The organism is Cellulomonas taurus, assembly GCF_012931845.1.
Classification (GTDB): domain Bacteria; phylum Actinomycetota; class Actinomycetes; order Actinomycetales; family Cellulomonadaceae; genus Cellulomonas; species Cellulomonas taurus.
Genome location: NZ_CP051884.1, coordinates 396,485 through 412,922, shown reverse-complemented (window position 1 = coordinate 412,922; position 16,438 = coordinate 396,485). Strand labels below are relative to the sequence as shown.

Annotated in this window: 17 protein-coding genes and 3 tRNA genes; 10 read left to right on the top strand and 10 right to left on the bottom strand. The window is 72.6% G+C overall.

Going from position 1 to position 16,438, the window contains the following annotated elements; all coding sequences use genetic code 11:
• Positions 1-36 precede the first annotated feature (36 nt).
• The 7 genes from HGK68_RS01880 (at position 37) to HGK68_RS01850 (ending at position 6,899) form a co-directional block, all read left to right on the top strand.
• A complete protein-coding gene (locus tag HGK68_RS01880; protein ID WP_169164432.1) occupies positions 37-1,287 on the top strand; it encodes a pyridoxal phosphate-dependent aminotransferase in 1,251 nt (416 codons plus the stop codon).
• A gap of 84 nt (positions 1,288-1,371) precedes the next feature.
• The gene (locus HGK68_RS01875) at positions 1,372-2,226 is read left to right on the top strand and encodes an ABC transporter ATP-binding protein (protein ID WP_169164431.1); all 855 of its coding nucleotides are present in this window, start codon (positions 1,372-1,374) and stop codon (positions 2,224-2,226) included.
• The gene (locus HGK68_RS01870) at positions 2,223-3,023 is read left to right on the top strand and encodes an ABC transporter permease (protein ID WP_169164430.1); all 801 of its coding nucleotides are present in this window, start codon (positions 2,223-2,225) and stop codon (positions 3,021-3,023) included. Before HGK68_RS01875 ends, HGK68_RS01870 begins: the two co-directional genes overlap by 4 nt.
• A 20-nt stretch (positions 3,024-3,043) precedes the next feature.
• Positions 3,044-4,228 carry a sensor histidine kinase gene (locus HGK68_RS01865; protein WP_169164429.1) on the top strand — a complete coding sequence of 395 codons (1,185 nt, stop codon included), beginning with the start codon at positions 3,044-3,046 and terminating at the stop codon, positions 4,226-4,228.
• Complete coding sequence (locus tag HGK68_RS01860) at positions 4,225-4,866, top strand: response regulator (protein WP_169164428.1); 642 nt, start codon at positions 4,225-4,227, stop codon at positions 4,864-4,866. Before HGK68_RS01865 ends, HGK68_RS01860 begins: the two co-directional genes overlap by 4 nt.
• Entirely contained in the window at positions 4,863-5,861 is a 999-nt protein-coding gene (locus HGK68_RS01855; RefSeq protein WP_169164427.1) for a sensor histidine kinase, read from the top strand. The genes HGK68_RS01860 and HGK68_RS01855 overlap by 4 nt, the downstream gene beginning before the upstream one ends.
• 18 nt (positions 5,862-5,879) lie before the next feature.
• On the top strand, positions 5,880-6,899 hold the full coding sequence (locus tag HGK68_RS01850; RefSeq protein ID WP_169164426.1) for an adenosine deaminase: 1,020 nt from the start codon (positions 5,880-5,882) through the stop codon (positions 6,897-6,899).
• 479 nt (positions 6,900-7,378) lie between these two features.
• Here HGK68_RS01850 and HGK68_RS01845 read toward each other — a convergent pair whose 3' ends face one another.
• The 3 genes from HGK68_RS01845 to HGK68_RS01835 are packed head-to-tail and all read right to left on the bottom strand — an operon-like array spanning position 7,379 to position 10,996.
• The gene (locus HGK68_RS01845; RefSeq protein ID WP_169164425.1) at positions 7,379-8,467 is read right to left on the bottom strand and encodes a UDP-N-acetylmuramate dehydrogenase; all 1,089 of its coding nucleotides are present in this window, start codon (positions 8,465-8,467) and stop codon (positions 7,379-7,381) included.
• A complete protein-coding gene (locus HGK68_RS01840) occupies positions 8,464-9,675 on the bottom strand; it encodes an MFS transporter (protein WP_169164424.1) in 1,212 nt (403 codons plus the stop codon). The genes HGK68_RS01845 and HGK68_RS01840 overlap by 4 nt, the downstream gene beginning before the upstream one ends.
• Before the next feature lie 16 nt (positions 9,676-9,691).
• Entirely contained in the window at positions 9,692-10,996 is a 1,305-nt protein-coding gene (locus HGK68_RS01835) for an MFS transporter (RefSeq protein WP_246260503.1), read from the bottom strand.
• 381 nt (positions 10,997-11,377) lie between these two features.
• On the opposite strand from HGK68_RS01835, the gene HGK68_RS01830 reads away from it, so the two are divergent.
• Positions 11,378-12,442 carry a LacI family DNA-binding transcriptional regulator gene (locus tag HGK68_RS01830; RefSeq protein WP_169164423.1) on the top strand — a complete coding sequence of 355 codons (1,065 nt, stop codon included), beginning with the start codon at positions 11,378-11,380 and terminating at the stop codon, positions 12,440-12,442.
• A gap of 86 nt (positions 12,443-12,528) precedes the next feature.
• Here HGK68_RS01830 and HGK68_RS01825 read toward each other — a convergent pair whose 3' ends face one another.
• The 6 genes from HGK68_RS01825 to HGK68_RS01800 form a co-directional block, all read right to left on the bottom strand.
• Positions 12,529-12,948, bottom strand: coding sequence for a MaoC family dehydratase (locus HGK68_RS01825; RefSeq protein ID WP_169164422.1), 420 nt, complete (start codon positions 12,946-12,948; stop codon positions 12,529-12,531).
• Positions 12,948-13,397, bottom strand: a complete 450-nt coding sequence (locus HGK68_RS01820) for a MaoC family dehydratase N-terminal domain-containing protein (protein ID WP_169164421.1) — start codon at positions 13,395-13,397, stop codon at positions 12,948-12,950. The genes HGK68_RS01825 and HGK68_RS01820 overlap by 1 nt, the downstream gene beginning before the upstream one ends.
• Before the next feature lie 12 nt (positions 13,398-13,409).
• The gene (gene rpmG / locus HGK68_RS01815; protein ID WP_169164420.1) at positions 13,410-13,580 is read right to left on the bottom strand and encodes a 50S ribosomal protein L33; all 171 of its coding nucleotides are present in this window, start codon (positions 13,578-13,580) and stop codon (positions 13,410-13,412) included.
• 78 nt (positions 13,581-13,658) lie between these two features.
• Positions 13,659-13,735 (bottom strand) — tRNA-Met (locus HGK68_RS01810).
• Positions 13,736-13,788: 53 nt separating this feature from the next.
• Positions 13,789-13,861 (bottom strand) — tRNA-Thr (locus tag HGK68_RS01805).
• A gap of 170 nt (positions 13,862-14,031) precedes the next feature.
• A tRNA-Tyr gene (locus HGK68_RS01800) sits at positions 14,032-14,113 on the bottom strand.
• A 132-nt stretch (positions 14,114-14,245) separates the two neighbouring features.
• Between HGK68_RS01800 and HGK68_RS01795 the strand changes: the two genes are divergently transcribed.
• Both HGK68_RS01795 and HGK68_RS01790 read left to right on the top strand, forming a co-directional pair.
• On the top strand, positions 14,246-14,746 hold the full coding sequence (locus HGK68_RS01795; protein WP_169164419.1) for a YajQ family cyclic di-GMP-binding protein: 501 nt from the start codon (positions 14,246-14,248) through the stop codon (positions 14,744-14,746).
• A 100-nt stretch (positions 14,747-14,846) separates the two neighbouring features.
• Positions 14,847-15,506 carry a hypothetical protein gene (locus tag HGK68_RS01790; protein ID WP_169164418.1) on the top strand — a complete coding sequence of 220 codons (660 nt, stop codon included), beginning with the start codon at positions 14,847-14,849 and terminating at the stop codon, positions 15,504-15,506.
• Between the two features lie 12 nt (positions 15,507-15,518).
• Here HGK68_RS01790 and htpX read toward each other — a convergent pair whose 3' ends face one another.
• Positions 15,519-16,397 carry a zinc metalloprotease HtpX gene (htpX, locus tag HGK68_RS01785; RefSeq protein WP_169164417.1) on the bottom strand — a complete coding sequence of 293 codons (879 nt, stop codon included), beginning with the start codon at positions 16,395-16,397 and terminating at the stop codon, positions 15,519-15,521.
• Between the last annotated feature and the right edge of the window lie 41 nt (positions 16,398-16,438).

Here is a 16,438-nt window from a genome sequence, read left to right as displayed (position 1 = left end):
CGACGCACGCGTCAGAATCGAACCCGGTCTGACAGGATGGTTCCCGTGACCGCGCACGCCGCCTCCAGCCCCGTCCCCGCCGACCGTCCCCGCCGGGTCTCCACCCGGATCGGCAGCATCGCGGAGTCCGCGACCTTGGCGGTGGATGCGAAGGCGAAGGCGCTCAAGGCGGCCGGTCGCCCGGTGATCGGCTTCGGTGCCGGTGAACCCGACTTCCCGACGCCGGACTACATCGTCGAGGCGGCGGCGCGCGCCGTGCACGATCCCGCGAACCACCGCTACTCCCCCGCCGCCGGGCTGCCGGTGCTGCGCGAGGCGGTGGCGGCCAAGACGCTGCGCGACTCGGGCTACGAGGTCTCGCCGAGCCAGGTCCTGATCACCAACGGTGGCAAGCAGGCCGTCTACCAGGCGTTCGCCACCCTGCTCGACCCGGGCGACGAGGTGCTGCTGCCCGCCCCCTACTGGACCACCTATCCGGAGGCGATCCGGCTCGCGGGCGGCGTTCCGGTGGAGGTCTTCGCCGGCGAGGACCAGGACTACCGGGTCACCGTCGAGCAGCTGGAGGCGGCGCGCACCCCGCGCACCAAGGTGGTGCTCTTCGTGTCGCCGTCCAACCCGACCGGCGCCGTCTACACCCCGGAGCAGACCGAGCAGATCGGCCGTTGGGCACTGGAGCACGGGATCTGGGTGATCACCGACGAGATCTACGAGCACCTGGTCTACGACGGTGCCGTCGCCACGCCGATCGTGCGCGCCGTGCCCGAGCTGGCCGACACCACCGTGGTGCTGAACGGCGTCGCCAAGACCTACGCGATGACCGGCTGGCGGGTGGGCTGGATGATCGGCCCGCAGGACGTCATCACGGCGGCGACCAATCTGCAGTCGCACCTGAGCTCGAACGTCGCGAACGTCTCCCAGCGGGCGGCGGTGGCGGCGCTGACCGGTGATCTGTCGGCCGTGCACGCCATGCGCACCGCCTTCGACCGGCGGCGACGCACCATGGTCGAGATGCTGGCGGCCATCGACGGGGTGCTGGTCCCGGTGCCGCAGGGCGCGTTCTACGCCTACCCCTCGGTCACGGGGGTGCTGGGCCGCACCATCCGCGGCGTCACCCCGACCACTTCGGCGGAGCTCGCGGCGCTGATCCTGGACCAGGCCGAGGTCGCCGTGGTGCCCGGTGAGGCCTTCGGTCCGTCGGGCTACCTGCGGCTGTCGTACGCCCTGGGGGACGAGGACCTGGTCGAGGGCGTGCGCCGGATCCAGGCGCTGCTCGCCGACGCGGACTGAGCCGCCCGTCCACCGATCGGTGGACACCAGGTCCCCTCCTCCGGTCGTCCCGCTCCACCCCACCCGCTCGGCAGGCTGGTGGGCATGACAGACGAACTCGCGGTCCGGGTGCGCGGACTGCACAAGCGATACGGCGACAAGCATGCCGTCGACGGCCTCGACCTGGAGGTGGCCCGCGGGGAGATCGTCGCGGTGCTCGGGCCGAACGGTGCCGGGAAGACCACCACGGTGGAGATCCTGGAGGGCTACCGTCACCGCGACGCCGGTGAGGTCACCGTGCTCGGCCAGGACCCGCAGACCGCCGGACGGGACTGGCGGGCCCGGATCGGGATCGTGCTGCAGTCCAGCAGCGACCTGGACGAGGCCACCGTCACCGAGCTGGTGCACCACTGGGCCACGTTCTACCCCCGCCCCCGGGACCCGGAGCAGGTGATCGACGCCGTCGGCCTGCGGGAGAAGGCGAAGACCCGGGCCGGTGCGCTCTCCGGTGGGCAGCGCCGACGGCTGGACGTCGCCCTCGGGATCGTCGGCAGCCCGGAGCTGCTGTTCCTGGACGAGCCGACCACCGGCTTCGACCCGGAGGCCCGGCGCGCGTTCTGGGAGCTGATCGCCGGCCTGCGCGACGACGGCACCGCGATCCTGCTCACCACCCACTACCTGGACGAGGCGGAGCAGCTCGCCGACCGGGCCGTGGTGGTCAGCGACGGTCGGGTGGTGGCCACCGGGGCGCCCGCCGACCTGGGCGACCGCAACGCCCGGCAGGCGATGGTGCGCTGGGTCGAGGACGGCGAACACCGCGAGGTCCGCACCGACACCCCGACCGCCGTGGTCGCGGAGCTGGCCGGACGGTTCACCGAGATCCCCGGGCTGCAGGTGCTGCGGCCCACCCTGGAGGACATCTACCTGTCGCTGGTCGACGCGAAGGAGTCAGTGCGATGACCACGATGCGACTGGGCTGGCAGCGCACCCGCTACGAGGTGCGCAGCTTCTTCCGCGAGCGCGACGCGGTGATCTTCATCTTCGCCTACCCGGTGATCATGCTGGCGATCTTCGCCACGGTCTTCGGCCAGGGCGGGGCGACCGTCGGGGACGACATCCCGTTCGCGCAGTACTTCCTGCCCGGGATGATCGCCACCGGCATCCTGCTCAGCTCCTTCCAGTCGATGGCGCTGGACATCGCGGCCGAACGGGACCGGGGCGGACTGAAGCGGCTGCGCGGCACCCCGCTGCCCCCGGCGTCGTACTTCCTGGGCAAGGTCGGGCAGGTGCTCGTCACCTCGCTGGTCCAGCTGGCGTTGCTGCTGGCGGTGGCGGCGTTGCTGTTCGATGTGAGTCTGCCGGACAGCCCGGAGCGCTGGTTCACCCTGGCCTGGGTCTTCCTGCTCGGCACCGCCACCGGCACGATCTGCGGCGTCGGCTTCTCCTCGCTGCCCCGGTCCGCCAAGTCCGCGAGCGCGGTCGTGACACCGGTGGTGCTGGTCCTGCAGTTCATCTCCGGCGTGTTCTTCAGCTTCTTCCAGCTGCCCAGCTGGATGCAGGAAGTCTCCTCGATCTTCCCGCTGAAGTGGATGGCGCAGGGGATGCGGTCGGTGTTCCTGCCGGACGGCGCGGCGGCACTGGAACCCGCCGGGTCGTGGGAGCTGGGCCTGGTCGCACTGGTGCTCGTGGTGTGGCTGGTGATCGGCCTGGTGATCGGGGTGCGCACCTTCCGGTGGCAGCGCCGGGGCGACAGCTGACCTCCGGCACACTGAGCACGATGAACGCCGCCGACCAGCCCGCGCCCGAGGACGACGTCCTCAGCATGCCGCGCGGCTGGGACGCGGCGTTCTACGTGCTCACCACCCTGTCGGCTGCCTCGATGCTGGTCGCCGAGGCGGCCGAGCCGCGGCCGGTGCTGTGGTCGGTGGCGGCGATCGCGCTGCTGATGATCGCGTACCCGGTGCTCGGCCGTCGTGGCCTGCTGACCGGCGACCAGGTCCGGGTGCGGGTGTACCTGGTGCTGCTGGTCCTCGTGGTGGCGACCGCCTCGGGTGCCAGCTCGCTGGGCACACTGCTGCTGTTCGTCGGCTTCTCCCAGATCTGGTTGCTCACCCCGTCGATGCGGTCCGGGATCGCCTGGTGTGCGGCCCTGACCGTGGCGGTGGCGGTCTCGGTGTTCACCGGGCAGTCGTTGCGGGCCACCGACCTGCCGGAGCTGGTGGGTCAGCTCGGGATCGGGCTGCTGTTCTCCGTGGTGATGGGCTGGTGGCTGACCCGGATCGGACGGTCCCGGGAGCAGCGCGAGGAACTGCTGGGCCGCCTGCGTGCGGCGGAGGCCGAGCTGGCGGCCGGGCACCACGCTGCCGGGGTGCTGGCCGAGCGGGCGCGAGTGGCGCAGGAGATCCACGACACCCTGGCCCAGGGCTTCACCAGCGTGGTGATGCTGGCGCAGACCGCCCAGGTCGACGACGGCCGGGCGACCGCGCGCCTGGAGCAGATCGAGTCGGTCGCCCGCGAGAACCTGGCCGAGGCCCGGTCGCTGGTCGCCGCCTTCGGCCCGTCCGGCCTGTTGTCCGAGGACCTGCCCGGCGCGCTGCACCGGATCGCCGAGCGGACCCGCACCGAGACCGGCCTGCGGGTGGACCTGACGATCGACGGTGAGCCGCCGGAGGACCGGGAGCTGCAGGTCGTCCTGCTGCGCACCGCCCAGGAGGCGCTGCACAACGTGCGGCGGCACGCCGGCGCCACCCGGGTCGCCCTGCGGCTGACCGCCGCCGACCAGCACGTCCGGTTGGCGGTGCAGGACGACGGCACCGGGCTGGCACCCGGCAGCGCCGACGGGGTCGGGTTGCGCGGGATGCGCCAGCGGATCACCGCCGCCGGGGGCACGCTGCTGATCGAGAACACCGACCCCGGGGTCCGGGTGCTGGCCGAGCTACCGATGAGGGAGACCGCAGGATGAATGCCGAGGACCGGATCCGGGTGCTGCTGGCCGACGACCACCCCGTGGTGCGGTCCGGCCTGGCCGGGATGCTGGCGGTGGAACCGGACATCGAGGTCGTCGGTGAGGTGCCGGACGGTGCCGCCGCGGTGGCGGCCGCCGCCGAGCTGCTGCCCGATCTGGTGCTGATGGACCTGCGGATGCCGGTGCTGGACGGTGCCGCCGCCACCGCCAGGATCGTCGCCGAGGTGCCCGGGGTCCGGGTGCTGGTGCTGACCACCTACGAGACCGACGCCGACATCCTGCGCGCGGTGGAGGCCGGGGCCACCGGGTACCTGTTGAAGGACACCCCGCGCGACCAACTGGTGGCGGGGGTCCGGGGTGCAGCCCGGGGCGAGACGGCCCTGTCACCGTCGGTGGCCTCCCGACTGGTGCAGCAGATGCGCGGCGGGGACGCCGAGCGTCCGACCCCGCGCGAGATCGAGGTGCTGGCGGCGGTGTCCCGAGGGCTGTCGAACGCCGCCATCGGCGCAGAGCTGTTCATCGCCGAGGCCACCGTGAAGACCCACCTGCTGCGGGTGTTCGCCAAACTCGGCGTGGACGACCGGACCCGCGCGGTCACCGTCGCCCTGGAACGCGGATTGCTGCCCCGACCGTGAGCCAGACCCCGGAGCGGTTGACCTTCTGGCGGCACACCCTGCCCGGCTGGGACGCCGGCTGCTACGCCCTGCTCGCCCTGAGCGCGGCGTCCATGGGCTTCGGCGGCAGCTCCGCGACCGAGCGGGCGACGGCGATCGGGCTGCTGCTCGTGCTGCTGATCGGCTACCTGACCCTGGCGCGACCGGGGGCACGCCGGGGCGACCAGCGGCTGATCGGCGCCTACCTGGTGCTGCTGGTGATCGTGGTGTCGCTGTGCACCGCGGTGAACTCGCTCGGGTCGATCCTGCTGTTCCTCGGCTTCGCCCAGGTCTGGTACTTCTCCACCGGACTGCTCGGCGGCACGATCGGGTCCATCGTGCTCACGGTCAGCGTGGCGCTGGCGAACGTCTGGCGGGCCGAGCCGCACGGGATGGAGATCGCCCAGCTCGCCGGGCAGTACCTGGTCGGCTTCGGGTTCTCGGTCGCGCTCGGCTTCTGGCTCACCCGGATGGCGGAGGAGAACGAGGTGCTCGCCCTGCTGATCACGGAGCTGGAGCAGACCCGGGCCGCCTCGGCCCGCGCCCAGCACGAGGCCGGGGTGCTGGCGGAACGGGAGCGGGTGGCCCAGCAGGTGCACGACACGCTCGCCCAGGGGTTCACCAGCATCGTGCTGCTCGCCCAGGCCGGTCGTTCCGGGGACGAGGCGCAGGCCCGCAGCACGGCGGTCGACCTCGAACGGGTCGCCCGCGCGGGGCTGGCCGAGTCCCGGGCCCTGGTCGCCGCCTTCGGCAGCCCGGCGCTGGACGACGGTGGGCTGTCCGACGCCCTGGACCGGCTGTTGGGGCGGTTCCGCGCGGAGACCGGGATCGAGGTCACGGTGGACTTCCCCGCCACGCCGGTCAGCCGGGACACCGAGGTCGTGCTGCTGCGCGGGGTGCAGGAGGCGCTCGTGGCCGCCCGATCCGGTGGGCCGACCCACCTGCGCCTGCTCGCCGATGGGACACTGGCCGTCTGATCAGGCATGATCCAGTGGATGCGAGACCTCGCGCTGCTGCCGAAGGCGCACCTGCACCTGCACTTCACCGGGTCCATGCGCGTGTCCACCCTGGCCGAGATGGCCGCCGAACGCGGGGTGCGGCTGCCCGCGACCCTGCTGGACGGGGTCGGGCTGCGGGTCCCGGCCGACGAACGCGGCTGGTTCCGGTTCCAGCGGCTGTACGACGCGGCCCGCGCCTGCGTGCGGGGCGAGGCGGATCTGCGCCGGATCGTGCGCGAGGCGGCGGTGGACGACGCGGCGGAGGGCTCCGGGCGGCTGGAGATCCAGGTCGACCCCACCTCCTACGCCGCCGGGGTCGGTGGCATCACCCCGGCCCTGGAGATCGTGCTGGACGAGGCCCGCTCGGCCTGGCAGGACACCGGCACCGAGGTCGGGGTGATCGTGGCGGCCTCCCGGATGCGGCACCCGATGGACGCCCGCACCCTGGCCCGGCTGGCGGCCCGCCACGCCGGGGACGGACCGGGCGAGGTGATCGGCTTCGGACTGAGCAACGACGAGCGGCGTGGTGACACGGCCGAGTTCGGCGCCGCCTTCGCCATCGCCCGGCGCGCGGGGCTGGCCTCCGTGCCGCACGGCGGAGAGCTGCTCGGGCCCTCGCACGTCACCGAGGTACTGGACCACCTGCACCCGGATCGTCTCGGACACGGCGTGCGGTCGAGCGAGGACCCGGACCTGCTGCACCGGGTGGTCGACGCCGGGATCGCCCTCGAGGTGTGCCCGGCGTCGAACGTCTCGCTCGGGGTCTACCCGGACCCGGAGTCGGTGCCGCTGCGCGCGCTGGTCGACGCCGGGGCGCAGATCGCCCTCGGCGCCGACGACCCGCTGCTGTTCGGCAGCCGCCTGGTCGAGCAGTACGCGACGGCGCGCGAGGTGCACGGCTTCACCGACGAGCAGCTGGCCGACCTGGCACGGTCGTCCATCCGCGCGTCCCGCGCCTCGGACGCCACCCGCGACCGCCTGCTCGCCGGGGTCGACACCTGGCTCAGCTCCCCCTGACCCTCGCCCACCGCACCCCAACGCCCCGCCCACCGCCCGCGCAGACCACCGCCCCCGCGAAGTCCGCGCCCACCGCGCCCACCGCGTCCATCACGTCCACCGGCGAGTTCGGCAGTTCGCCCCCGAGTTCGGCAGTTAGCGGGGCTTCATGTGGCGGGAAGTACCGACCTCGGGCGGCGGGGGGCGGGCCGGGCGGCGGGGAGGGCGGGCCGGGTGGCGGAGGGCGGGCCGGGCCAGCCGGGCCGGGCCAGCCGGGCGCTCGGGTCAGCCGGGCCGGGCCAGCCGGGCCGGGCCGGGCCGGGTCAGACGTGCGCGCGGGTCAGCCGGGCCGGGCCAACTGGGCCGGGCCAGACGGGCGCGCGGGTCAGCCGGGCCGGGTCAGCCGGGCCGGGCCAGACGGGCGCGCGGGTCAGCCGGGCGCCGGGCCCAACCGGGCGGGTCAGCCGGGCGCCCGGAGCAGCCGGCCCGTGCCGGTGGGGTCAGAGCGCGGTGCCGACCAGCACCGGTTCCGGCACCAGGGTGATCCCGAACCGCTCCGTCACGCCCTCGCGGATCGTCCGGGCCAGGGTGAGCAGGTCGCCCGACGTCGCCCCGCCCCGGTTGGTCAGCGCCAGGGTGTGCTTGGTGGACAGTGCGGCGGGCCCAGGCATCCCGTAGCCCTTGCCGAAGCCGGCGTGCTCGATCAGCCAGGCGGCGCTGGTCTTGATCAGCCCGTCACCGGCGGGGAACCGCGGCGCGTCATCGGGCAGGGCGGCCGCCTCCGCCTCGGTCAGCACCGGGTTGGTGAAGAAGGACCCGGCCGAGTGGGTGTCCGGGTCGTCGGCGTCCAGCACCATCCCCTTGCCCGTACGCAGCCCGAGCACCGCCGCCCGCACCTCCGGCAGCGGCGCCCGCTCCCCGACCGCGATGCCCAGGGTGCGGGCGAGTTCGGCGTACCGGATCGGCTCGGACAGCTGCGCCACCCGGAGCTGGAAGGTCACGTCCAGCACCACGTAGCGCGGGGTGGGGTACCAGGGCGCCGCGGGGTCGTCCGGTCCGGCCAGCATCGACTGCTTCAGCAGGGACGTCCGGTAGCCGAACTTCAGGTCGAACAGCGGCAGGGTCCGCACCCGCGAGCGCTCCCGGTCCCACACTCGGACGGTCGCGATCGTCTCGGAGACCTCTTGGCCGTAGGCGCCGACGTTCTGCACCGGGGTCGCCCCGGTGGAACCCGGGATGCCGGACAGCGCCTCGATGCCCTTGAGCCGCACCCCGGCGCAGTGCTCGACCACGTCGTCCCACCGGGTCCCGGCCGGGACGGTCATCGTGATCCCGGCGCAGGCCGAGTGGTCCGGCACGGTGAAGCCCTGCCGGGTGTCCCGCACCACGATGCCGTCGAAGCCCGCGTCGTCCACCAGCAGGTTCGATCCGCCGCCGATCACCAGCAGCGGGGTGCCGTCGGCATCCGCCGCCCGGATCGCGTCGATGAACTCCTGCTCGGTGTCGGTCTCGACCAGTTCCCGCACCGGGCCGCCCACCCGCAGGGTGGTCAGATCGGCGAGGGCGGCGCTGCGGGTGCTGACGGTCATGCCCCTACGGTAGGCGTCTTGGCGGTGACCGGCGGGGCGGCGACCTTCACCACGAGCAGTCCGATGACGATCGGCGCCGCGATCACCAGCAGTGCGTGCCGGTAACCCACGTGGTCGGCGAGCAGACCGAGCAGCGGCGGACCGGCCAGGAACGCGGTGTAGCCGATGGTCGAGACCACTGACACCCGGGCCGCCGCCCGCAGCGGGTCGTCGGAGGCGGCGCTCATCCCGACCGGGAAGCCGAGGGCGGCACCCATCCCCCACAGCACCGCCCCGATCACCGCGAGCCAGAGCATGTCGGTGGGCACCAGGCCGAAGATCAGCAGGCCGACCAGCGCCAGCCCGGCACACAGCCGCAGCACCACGACCCGGCCGAACCGGTCCAGCAGCCCGGTGCCGAGGAAGCGCATCGCGGTCATCGCCGCCACGAAGATGCCGAAGGACACCGCGCCGACCGTGTCGCTCTGCGCGAAGCCGTCCACCACCGCCAGGCTCAACCAGTCGTTCCCGGCACCCTCGGTGAGGGCGGCCGCCAGGACCACCAGGCCGATCAGCAGCGTGCGGGGCTCCAGCCAGGCGGCGAAGACCGACTGCTTCGGCCCGTCGGCGGCCACCGTCCCGGTCTCGGCGTGGTCGACGGGCAGGAACTTCCGCACCGCGAAGAACACACCGACCGTGGTGACCAGGACCACCAGCGGCAGGTGGATCCACACCGGCACCCGCGCGGCGGCCGCGAGGGCGGCGATCCCGGCGGCTGCCACCGTGCCGACCGAGAACCCGGCGTGGTACCGCGGCATCACGGTCCGGCCGAGCCGCTGTTCGACCAGCGCGCCCTCCAGGTTCATCGACGCGTCCCACACCCCGGTGCCGATGCCGCACAGCACCAGGGCGGCGGCGACCACCGGGACCTGTCCCAGTCCGACGCCGAGCGCGGCGAGCAGGTAGCCGCAGGCGTTCACCAGGGCGAAGGTCAGCACGGTCCGCGCCGCACCGAGCCGGGTCACGATCAGCCCGGACAGCGGCAGGGCGACGATCGACCCGAGCGAGCCGATCAGCAGCAGCAGACCCATCTGCGCGGGTTGCAGGTCCAGACCGTCCCGGACCGCGGGCAGTCGGGCCGCCCAGCTGGAGAAGTTCGCGCCGTTGAGCACGAAGACCGCGAACACGGCGAAGGAGGCGGCACGGACCTGCGGGTGGGTGGTCGTCATCGTCCAGGCTCTCGGATCAGGGGGTGGCGGGTTCGAGGGTGGCAGGTGCCGGCTGTTCCTGGCGAGCGACCACCCGGGCCAGCAGCACGCTGGTCACCATCGACACGGTGATCAGCAGCAGGGCGTGCCGGGCACCCATCGCCTCGGCGGCCAGGCCGAGCAGCGGCGGGGCAGCCAGGGAGGCGGTGGAGCTGAAGGAGGAGACCACCGACACTCGGGCCGCCGCCTGCAGCGGGTCGTCGGAGGCGGCGGCGATCCCGATCGGCACGGTGAGCGCGGCGCCGAAGCCCCACAGCACGATGCCGACGGCGGCCAGCGGCAGCGAGGGCGCGAAGCCGAAGAGCACCAGGCCAAGCAGGGACACCACACCGGAGGTGCGCAGCACGGTCACCCGGCCGTAGCGGTCGATCAGGGTGGTGCCGAGCAGCCGGACGGCGGTCATCGCGCCGACGAACACCCCGAACATCGCCGCACCGATCGCCTCGGTCTGCTCGAAGCCGTCGACCACCGCGAGGGCGAGCCAGTCGTTCGCCGATCCCTCGGACAGGGCGGCGGACATGATGACCACGCCGATCAGCAGGGTGCGCGGCTCGCGCCAGGCGTGCAGCGCGGAGCCCGGTCGGGCGGTGCGTCGCACGCCACGAAGCCGCAGGGTGCGCGGACCACGGGCGGCCCGGGCCTCGGCCCGGCGTGCGGGGTCGGGCGGCAGGGAGTCGAGCACCGCGCCGGGCACCGATGCGAGCCGCCACACGGCGCCGACCACGGCGGTCACGGTGAACTGCACCAGCAGCGGCACCTGCGCGTGCGCCGCCAGCGCGCCGATCCCGGAGCCGACGACCGAACCGATCGAGAACGCCGCGTGGAACTGCGGCAGCACCGTGCGCCCGAGCCGTCGCTCCACCGCGGCGGTCTCCACGTTCAGCGGCACGTTGCCCAGGGCGAAGGCGGCGCCGGACAGGAAGATGCCCACCGCGAGCACCGGCACCGAGTGGAAGGTCGGCCCCAGCCCGATCAGCACATAGGCGAGCGAGAATGCGGCCGTCGACAGGTACAGCACCACGCGACCGCCGAACCGGGTGACCATCCACCCGGCCAGGGAGACGGTGGCCAGCGAGCCGATGGACCCGGCGATCAGGATGCCGCCCAGTTCGGCCTCGCTCATCCCGAGCGCCGTGCGGACCGCGGGGATGCGGGCGAGCCAGGAGGAGAACATCAGCCCGGTCAGCATGAACAGGCCGAGCAGCAACCACCGGGCGCGTGCCACGACCGGGTCGACCGGGCCACGCTCACCCCGGGGTGTGCGCGGACGGGGGATACTCACGACGGTCTCCTGGGCTGTCGAGCTGGGTGGTGCCACTGGGCGGGTTCAGCACGCGGTGGCTCGGGGTCGAGCGGTGCGGAGCCGGCCGAGGAGGTACACGGCGGCCCCGGGGTCGAACGGGACGGAACCGCCGGCGACATCCGCGGCGGCCCCGGGTTGGAGCAGGGCGGCTACCGTCGGAGTGCTCCCGGTGCCTGCCCGGTCGAATCGATTCGAAGCCGACGAGCGATCATCGGGGTCGAATCGATTTGAGGGTCGGCATCAGTGTGCGGGTACCCTGGCGGCGGCGTCAACATCGTTCCTGGTGATCCGGGCACGACCACCCGCCCGACCGGCCACGCGACCAACGCCGGGCCACCGCCCGGCAGGCAGGAGACCTGCGTGTCACGACCCACCCTCGCCGACGTCGCGACCCGGGCCGGGGTGTCGGTCTCCACCGCCTCCCTCGCCTTCTCCGGCGCCGGGCCGATCGCGGAGGCCACGAAGCAGCGGGTGCTCACCGCCGCCGCGGAGCTCGACTACTCGGGGCCCAATCCGCTCGGTCGCCAGCTGCGCTCCGGCCGGTCCGGGATCGTCGGCGTCGTCGTCGGCGATGCGCTCAAGCGGTCGTTCCGTGACCCGGTGTCGGTGCAGTTGCTGGACGGCCTGGTCGACACCATCGCCCCGGCCGGGCTGGGGGTGCTGCTGATCCCGGGCCCGACCGGCGCGGACGAACCCGCGGTGGACCCGCTGATCGAGTCCGCGGCGATGGATGTCGCGGTGATGATCTGGGGCGGCACCACCGAGGACCCCACGCTCCAGGCCCTGCGCCGACGGGGCATCCCGGCAGTGGTGGTCGAGGGACACGAGCTGGGCGACATCGTCACGGTGGGCATCGACGACCGTGACGGGGTCGCCGCCCTGGCCCGACACCTGCTCGACCTCGGTCACCAGCGGATCGCGACCGTCACACTGCCCTTCGGGCCCGATCGCCGGTCGGCGGTGGCGGATCAGGACCGGATCGCCGACATCCGGTGGAAGATCGCCGAACGACGACTGGCGGGACTGGCAGACGCCGGGGTGCGGCCCACCGCGGTCTACGAGACCCCGGCCTCGCTGGTCGAACACGGGACCGCCGCCGCCCACGCCCTGTTGTCCGGTGACCCGGCCGAGCGACCGACCGCCATCGTGGCCCAGTCCGACCTGCTGGCCTCCGGCGTGGTGATCGGTGCCCGGGAGTTGGGCCTGCGGGTGCCGGAGGACGTGTCGGTCGCCGGTTTCGACGGGCTGGACCTGCCGTGGCTCACCCCGGACGTGCTGACCACGGTGGAGCAGCCGATCGCGGAGAAGGGCGCCGTGGTGGGGAGGGCGGTGCAGCGGCTCCTGGCGGGCGAGCAGCCCGAGGATGCCGTGCTGCCGGTGAGCCTGCGGATCGGCAGCACGACGGGTCCGGCGCCTAGCCTCTGAGCCGACCTCAGGTCATGCGTTCCGCCTCAGCGGACCCGGACCGGGAAACGACCGGGCAGTTCAGGCCGCACGTGGCGTGGTACGACTCAGCCCAGACGGACGAGCGCCTGGCACTTGGCCAGGACGCGGGCACCGTCGCAGGTGACGGTGAGATCGATCCTGGCGGTGCCGGACTCCGGGTCCATCGCACCCACCACGGCGACCACCTCGACCTCGGCCTCGCCGGGATCGGGCACCGGCACCGTGCGAGCGAAGCGGGTCTGGTAGTCCAGGATCGCGCCGGGGTCGCCGAGCCAGTCGGCGACGACGGAGCTCGCGGCGCCCATCGTCCACATGCCGTGCGCGATCACACCCGGGAGGCCGACCTCGGTGGCGAACCGCTGGTTCCAGTGGATCGGGTTGAAGTCGCCGCTGGCACCCGCGTACCGGACCAGCCGGGACCGGTCGACGGTGAGGGTGCGGCGGGCGACCTCCTGGCCGACGGCGAGCTCGCTCAGCGTGGGCATCAGGCGTCCTCTCCGCGCACGGCGAGGGTGGAGGTGACCGAGGCGACCGGCTCACCGGACTCGGTGGAGATCACGCAGCGGGTGGTGATCATCGACAGCCCTGCGCGCTCGGTGATCGCGTCGACGTGCAGCACCGTCACCAGCCGGTCGCCGGCATGGATCGGACGGTGGTGCACGAAGCGCTCGTCGGCGTGCACGACGCGACTGAAGTCGATCCCGGCCGCCGGGTCCTGGATCAGCTGGGCCTCGGCACGCTGCGCCACGACCACCGCGAAGGTGGGCGGAGCGATGACGTCCGGGTGGCCGAGCGCCTGGGCGGCGGCGGGATCGGTGTGCGCCGGGTGCGTCGCCCCGACGGCCTCCGCGAACTCGCGGAGCTTCTCGCGGCCGACCTCGTACGGTGCGTTCGGCGGGTATTCCCGCCCGGCGAACTCAGCGTTGACGGCCACGGCTGATCAGATTCAGCGGGTCTCGCGGTGCAGCGTGTGACGGCCGTCGCGGGGGCAGAACTTCTTCATCTCCAGGCGGTCGGGGTCGTTCCGACGGTTCTTCTTGGTGATGTAGTTCCGCTCCTTGCACTCCGTGCATGCGAGCGTGATCTTCGGACGGACGTCCGAGCTCTTGCTGGCCATGTTCGTGCCACCCTTCGCGCCCCGTGGCGCAGTGATCTGCTGCTGGTCGCGCGCCGGCCGACGCGCGGGATTCGTACCTGGTAGCGGGAGCGGGGCTTGAACCCGCGACCTCACGATTATGAGTCGTGCGCTCTGACCAGCTGAGCTACCCCGCCGGGGATGAGTCACGGGCCAGGACCATGGAGTCCTGGCCCGTGTCACATCACAGAGCCCCGAAAGGGAATCGAACCCTTGACCTTCTCCTTACCATGGAGACGCTCTGCCGACTGAGCTATCGGGGCAGCGGGCAGAACATTACACGGCTGCTGGCCCGGAGTGAAATCAGGCCGGTGACCCGCGTGATCACGGCCCCGTGCCGGTCCGCCAGCGCACCAGACCCGCGTACCGCCTGAGGCAGAGCACCGGAGACGGCAACAGGGCGCCCTCCGTGCGGAGGACGCCCTGTCGAGGGTGGCGGGTGAGGGATTCGAACCCCCGTAGGCGTTGCCAGCTGATTTACAGTCAGCCCCCTTTGGCCACTCGGGTAACCCGCCAAGGGTGGCTCGCCGGTCGAAGCGACCTGCGTGCGGATGGAAGGATAGCAAGAGTTCGGACCCTCTCGTGACATCCGTCCGCGAGCAGTGCCGTCCGGGCATCGCACCGACCCCGCATCGCAGGAGGTAGTCATGGCCAGCGACTCGTCGTTCGACGTCGTCAGCAAGGTGGATCGTCAGGAGGTCGACAACGCGTTGAACCAGGCGGCCAAGGAGATCGCCCAGCGCTACGACTTCAAGGACGTGGGCGCCTCGATCGCCTGGAGCGGCGACAGCATCGTGATGGCGGCCAACTCCGAGGAGCGGGTGCTCGCGGTGCTGGACGTGTTCCAGACCAAGCTCATCAAGCGCGGCGTCTCCCTGAAGGCGATCGACACCGGCGACGGCGAGCCGAAGTCCTTCGGCAAGGAGTACCGCCTCACCGGGTCCCTCAAGGAGGGCTTGTCCTCGGAGAACGCCAAGAAGGTCGCCAAGAAGATCCGCGACGAGGGACCCAAGGGCGTCAAGACCGTGATCCAGGGCGAGGAGGTCCGGGTGTCCTCCAAGAGCCGTGACGAGCTCCAGACGGTGATCGCGCTGCTCAAGGGGGCCGACGACATCGACGCGGCGCTGCAGTTCGTGAACTACCGCTGACCCGACGCCGAGGACCTCCAGCGCCCGCCGTAGGTCCTCGGCCGCCACACCCCGCCGGCATCCGGGAAGCCCGCGGCCCGGGGCCGCTACCGTGGCCCGGATGTTCTCCGAGTGGAAACGCCGCCGCGCCGCCCGACGGGTCGAACCCGGGGACGGTCGTGCGCTGACGCCCTACCGCTGGTGGCAGCCGCTGACCCGGGCCCTCATGCACCTCGACCTGGACACCGCGGGCGAGCCGGAACGGTGGTCGGTGGACCTGCGCTTCTGGGGCGACAGCGACACCGCGGTCCGCGCGCACCTGTTCCGGGACGGTCGGCACACCGCCCGGTCGAAGCTCCCGGCCGAGTTCCCGGTGCCGGGCGGGGTGATCGAGGTGAACGCCAGCGACTTCGGCCTGCGACGGTGCCACTACGTCACCGGGTCCGGGGACGAGCGCCCGCTGTCTCCCGAGCCGCGCTCCGCCGAGGGGTGGCGGGCACACCTGCAGCGACGGCACCCGGTCGCCAGCCGGGTCCTGGGCGCGGTGTCGGTCGCTGTGCTGCTGGTCAGCCTGGTGCTGGGGGTGCCGCAGCTCGTGCAGCAGGTGACGGAGATCCCACCCGTGGCGGAACGGCTGGGGACGTTCGAGTCGCCGGTGCACCTGCCGGGCTGGACCAATGCGGCCCTGGTGGTGGCGGGCATCCTGGCGTCGGTGGAGCGTGCACTGCGGCTGCGCTACCACTGGTTGTTGGACGGCGGGGTCTCCGGGACGGAGGACTGACCCGCCGCGCGCTCAGTACCGCGTGATGCCGCCGATGTCCCCGGCCATCCGCTCCAGCCGGGCGATCCGGTCGGCCATCGGCGGGTGGGTGGCGAACAGCTTGCCGACGCCGCCGCCCTTGAACGGGTTGGCGATCATCAGGTGCGAGACGTCCACCAGGTCGCGCTCCTGCGGCAGCGGTCGGGCCTGGGTGCCGGCCTCGAGCTTGCGCAGTGCGGAGGCGAGCGCCAGCGGGTCGCCGGTGAGCTTCGCGCCGTCCTCGTCCGCGTCGTACTCCCGGGTCCGGCTGATCGCGAGCTGGATCAGGGTGGCCGCGAACGGGGCGAGCAGAGCGGTCAGCAGCGCGGCGAACGGGTTGCCGCCCCGCTCCCGGTCGGTGCCGCCGCCGAAGATCAGGGCGATCTGGGCGATGGAGGTGATGACTCCGGCCACGGCGGCGGCGATGGACGAGGTGAGGATGTCGCGGTTGTAGACGTGCATCAGTTCGTGGCCGAGCACCCCACGCAGTTCGCGCTCGTCCAGGATCACCAGGATGCCCTCGGTGCAGCAGACCGCGGCATTGCGCGGATTGCGGCCGGTCGCGAAGGCGTTCGGGGCGGCGGTGGGCGACACGTACAGCCGCGGCATCGGCTGACGAGCCTCGGTGGAGAGCTCGCGCACGATCCGGTACATCACGGGCTGCTCGATCTCCGACACCGGCCGGGCGTGCATCGACCGGATCGCGATCTTGTCCGAGTTCCAGTACGAGTAGGCGGTGGTCGCGAGTCCGAAGATCGCGAACACCCAGATGAACCGGCCGTTGGCGATCACCGCACCGATGCCGAGCAGCACCGCCCACAGCACGCCGAACAGCAGCGCGGTCTTCAAGCCGTTGTAGTGCCGGTGACCCATGGCGGTCCTTCCTCATGCAGTGCGCGTCATCTCTGACGAGA

Coding starts and splice junctions, on each gene's coding strand:
- HGK68_RS01880 (WP_169164432.1), top strand. CDS start 37: ATGGTTCCCGTGACCGCGCACGCCGCCTCCAGCCCCGTCCCCGCCGAC.
- HGK68_RS01875 (WP_169164431.1), top strand. CDS start 1,372: ATGACAGACGAACTCGCGGTCCGGGTGCGCGGACTGCACAAGCGATAC.
- HGK68_RS01870 (WP_169164430.1), top strand. CDS start 2,223: ATGACCACGATGCGACTGGGCTGGCAGCGCACCCGCTACGAGGTGCGC.
- HGK68_RS01865 (WP_169164429.1), top strand. CDS start 3,044: ATGAACGCCGCCGACCAGCCCGCGCCCGAGGACGACGTCCTCAGCATG.
- HGK68_RS01860 (WP_169164428.1), top strand. CDS start 4,225: ATGAATGCCGAGGACCGGATCCGGGTGCTGCTGGCCGACGACCACCCC.
- HGK68_RS01850 (WP_169164426.1), top strand. CDS start 5,880: ATGCGAGACCTCGCGCTGCTGCCGAAGGCGCACCTGCACCTGCACTTC.
- HGK68_RS01845 (WP_169164425.1), bottom strand. CDS start 8,467: ATGACCGTCAGCACCCGCAGCGCCGCCCTCGCCGATCTGACCACCCTG.
- HGK68_RS01840 (WP_169164424.1), bottom strand. CDS start 9,675: ATGACGACCACCCACCCGCAGGTCCGTGCCGCCTCCTTCGCCGTGTTC.
- HGK68_RS01825 (WP_169164422.1), bottom strand. CDS start 12,948: ATGCCCACGCTGAGCGAGCTCGCCGTCGGCCAGGAGGTCGCCCGCCGC.
- rpmG (WP_169164420.1), bottom strand. CDS start 13,580: ATGGCCAGCAAGAGCTCGGACGTCCGTCCGAAGATCACGCTCGCATGC.
- HGK68_RS01795 (WP_169164419.1), top strand. CDS start 14,246: ATGGCCAGCGACTCGTCGTTCGACGTCGTCAGCAAGGTGGATCGTCAG.
- HGK68_RS01790 (WP_169164418.1), top strand. CDS start 14,847: ATGTTCTCCGAGTGGAAACGCCGCCGCGCCGCCCGACGGGTCGAACCC.
- htpX (WP_169164417.1), bottom strand. CDS start 16,397: ATGGGTCACCGGCACTACAACGGCTTGAAGACCGCGCTGCTGTTCGGC.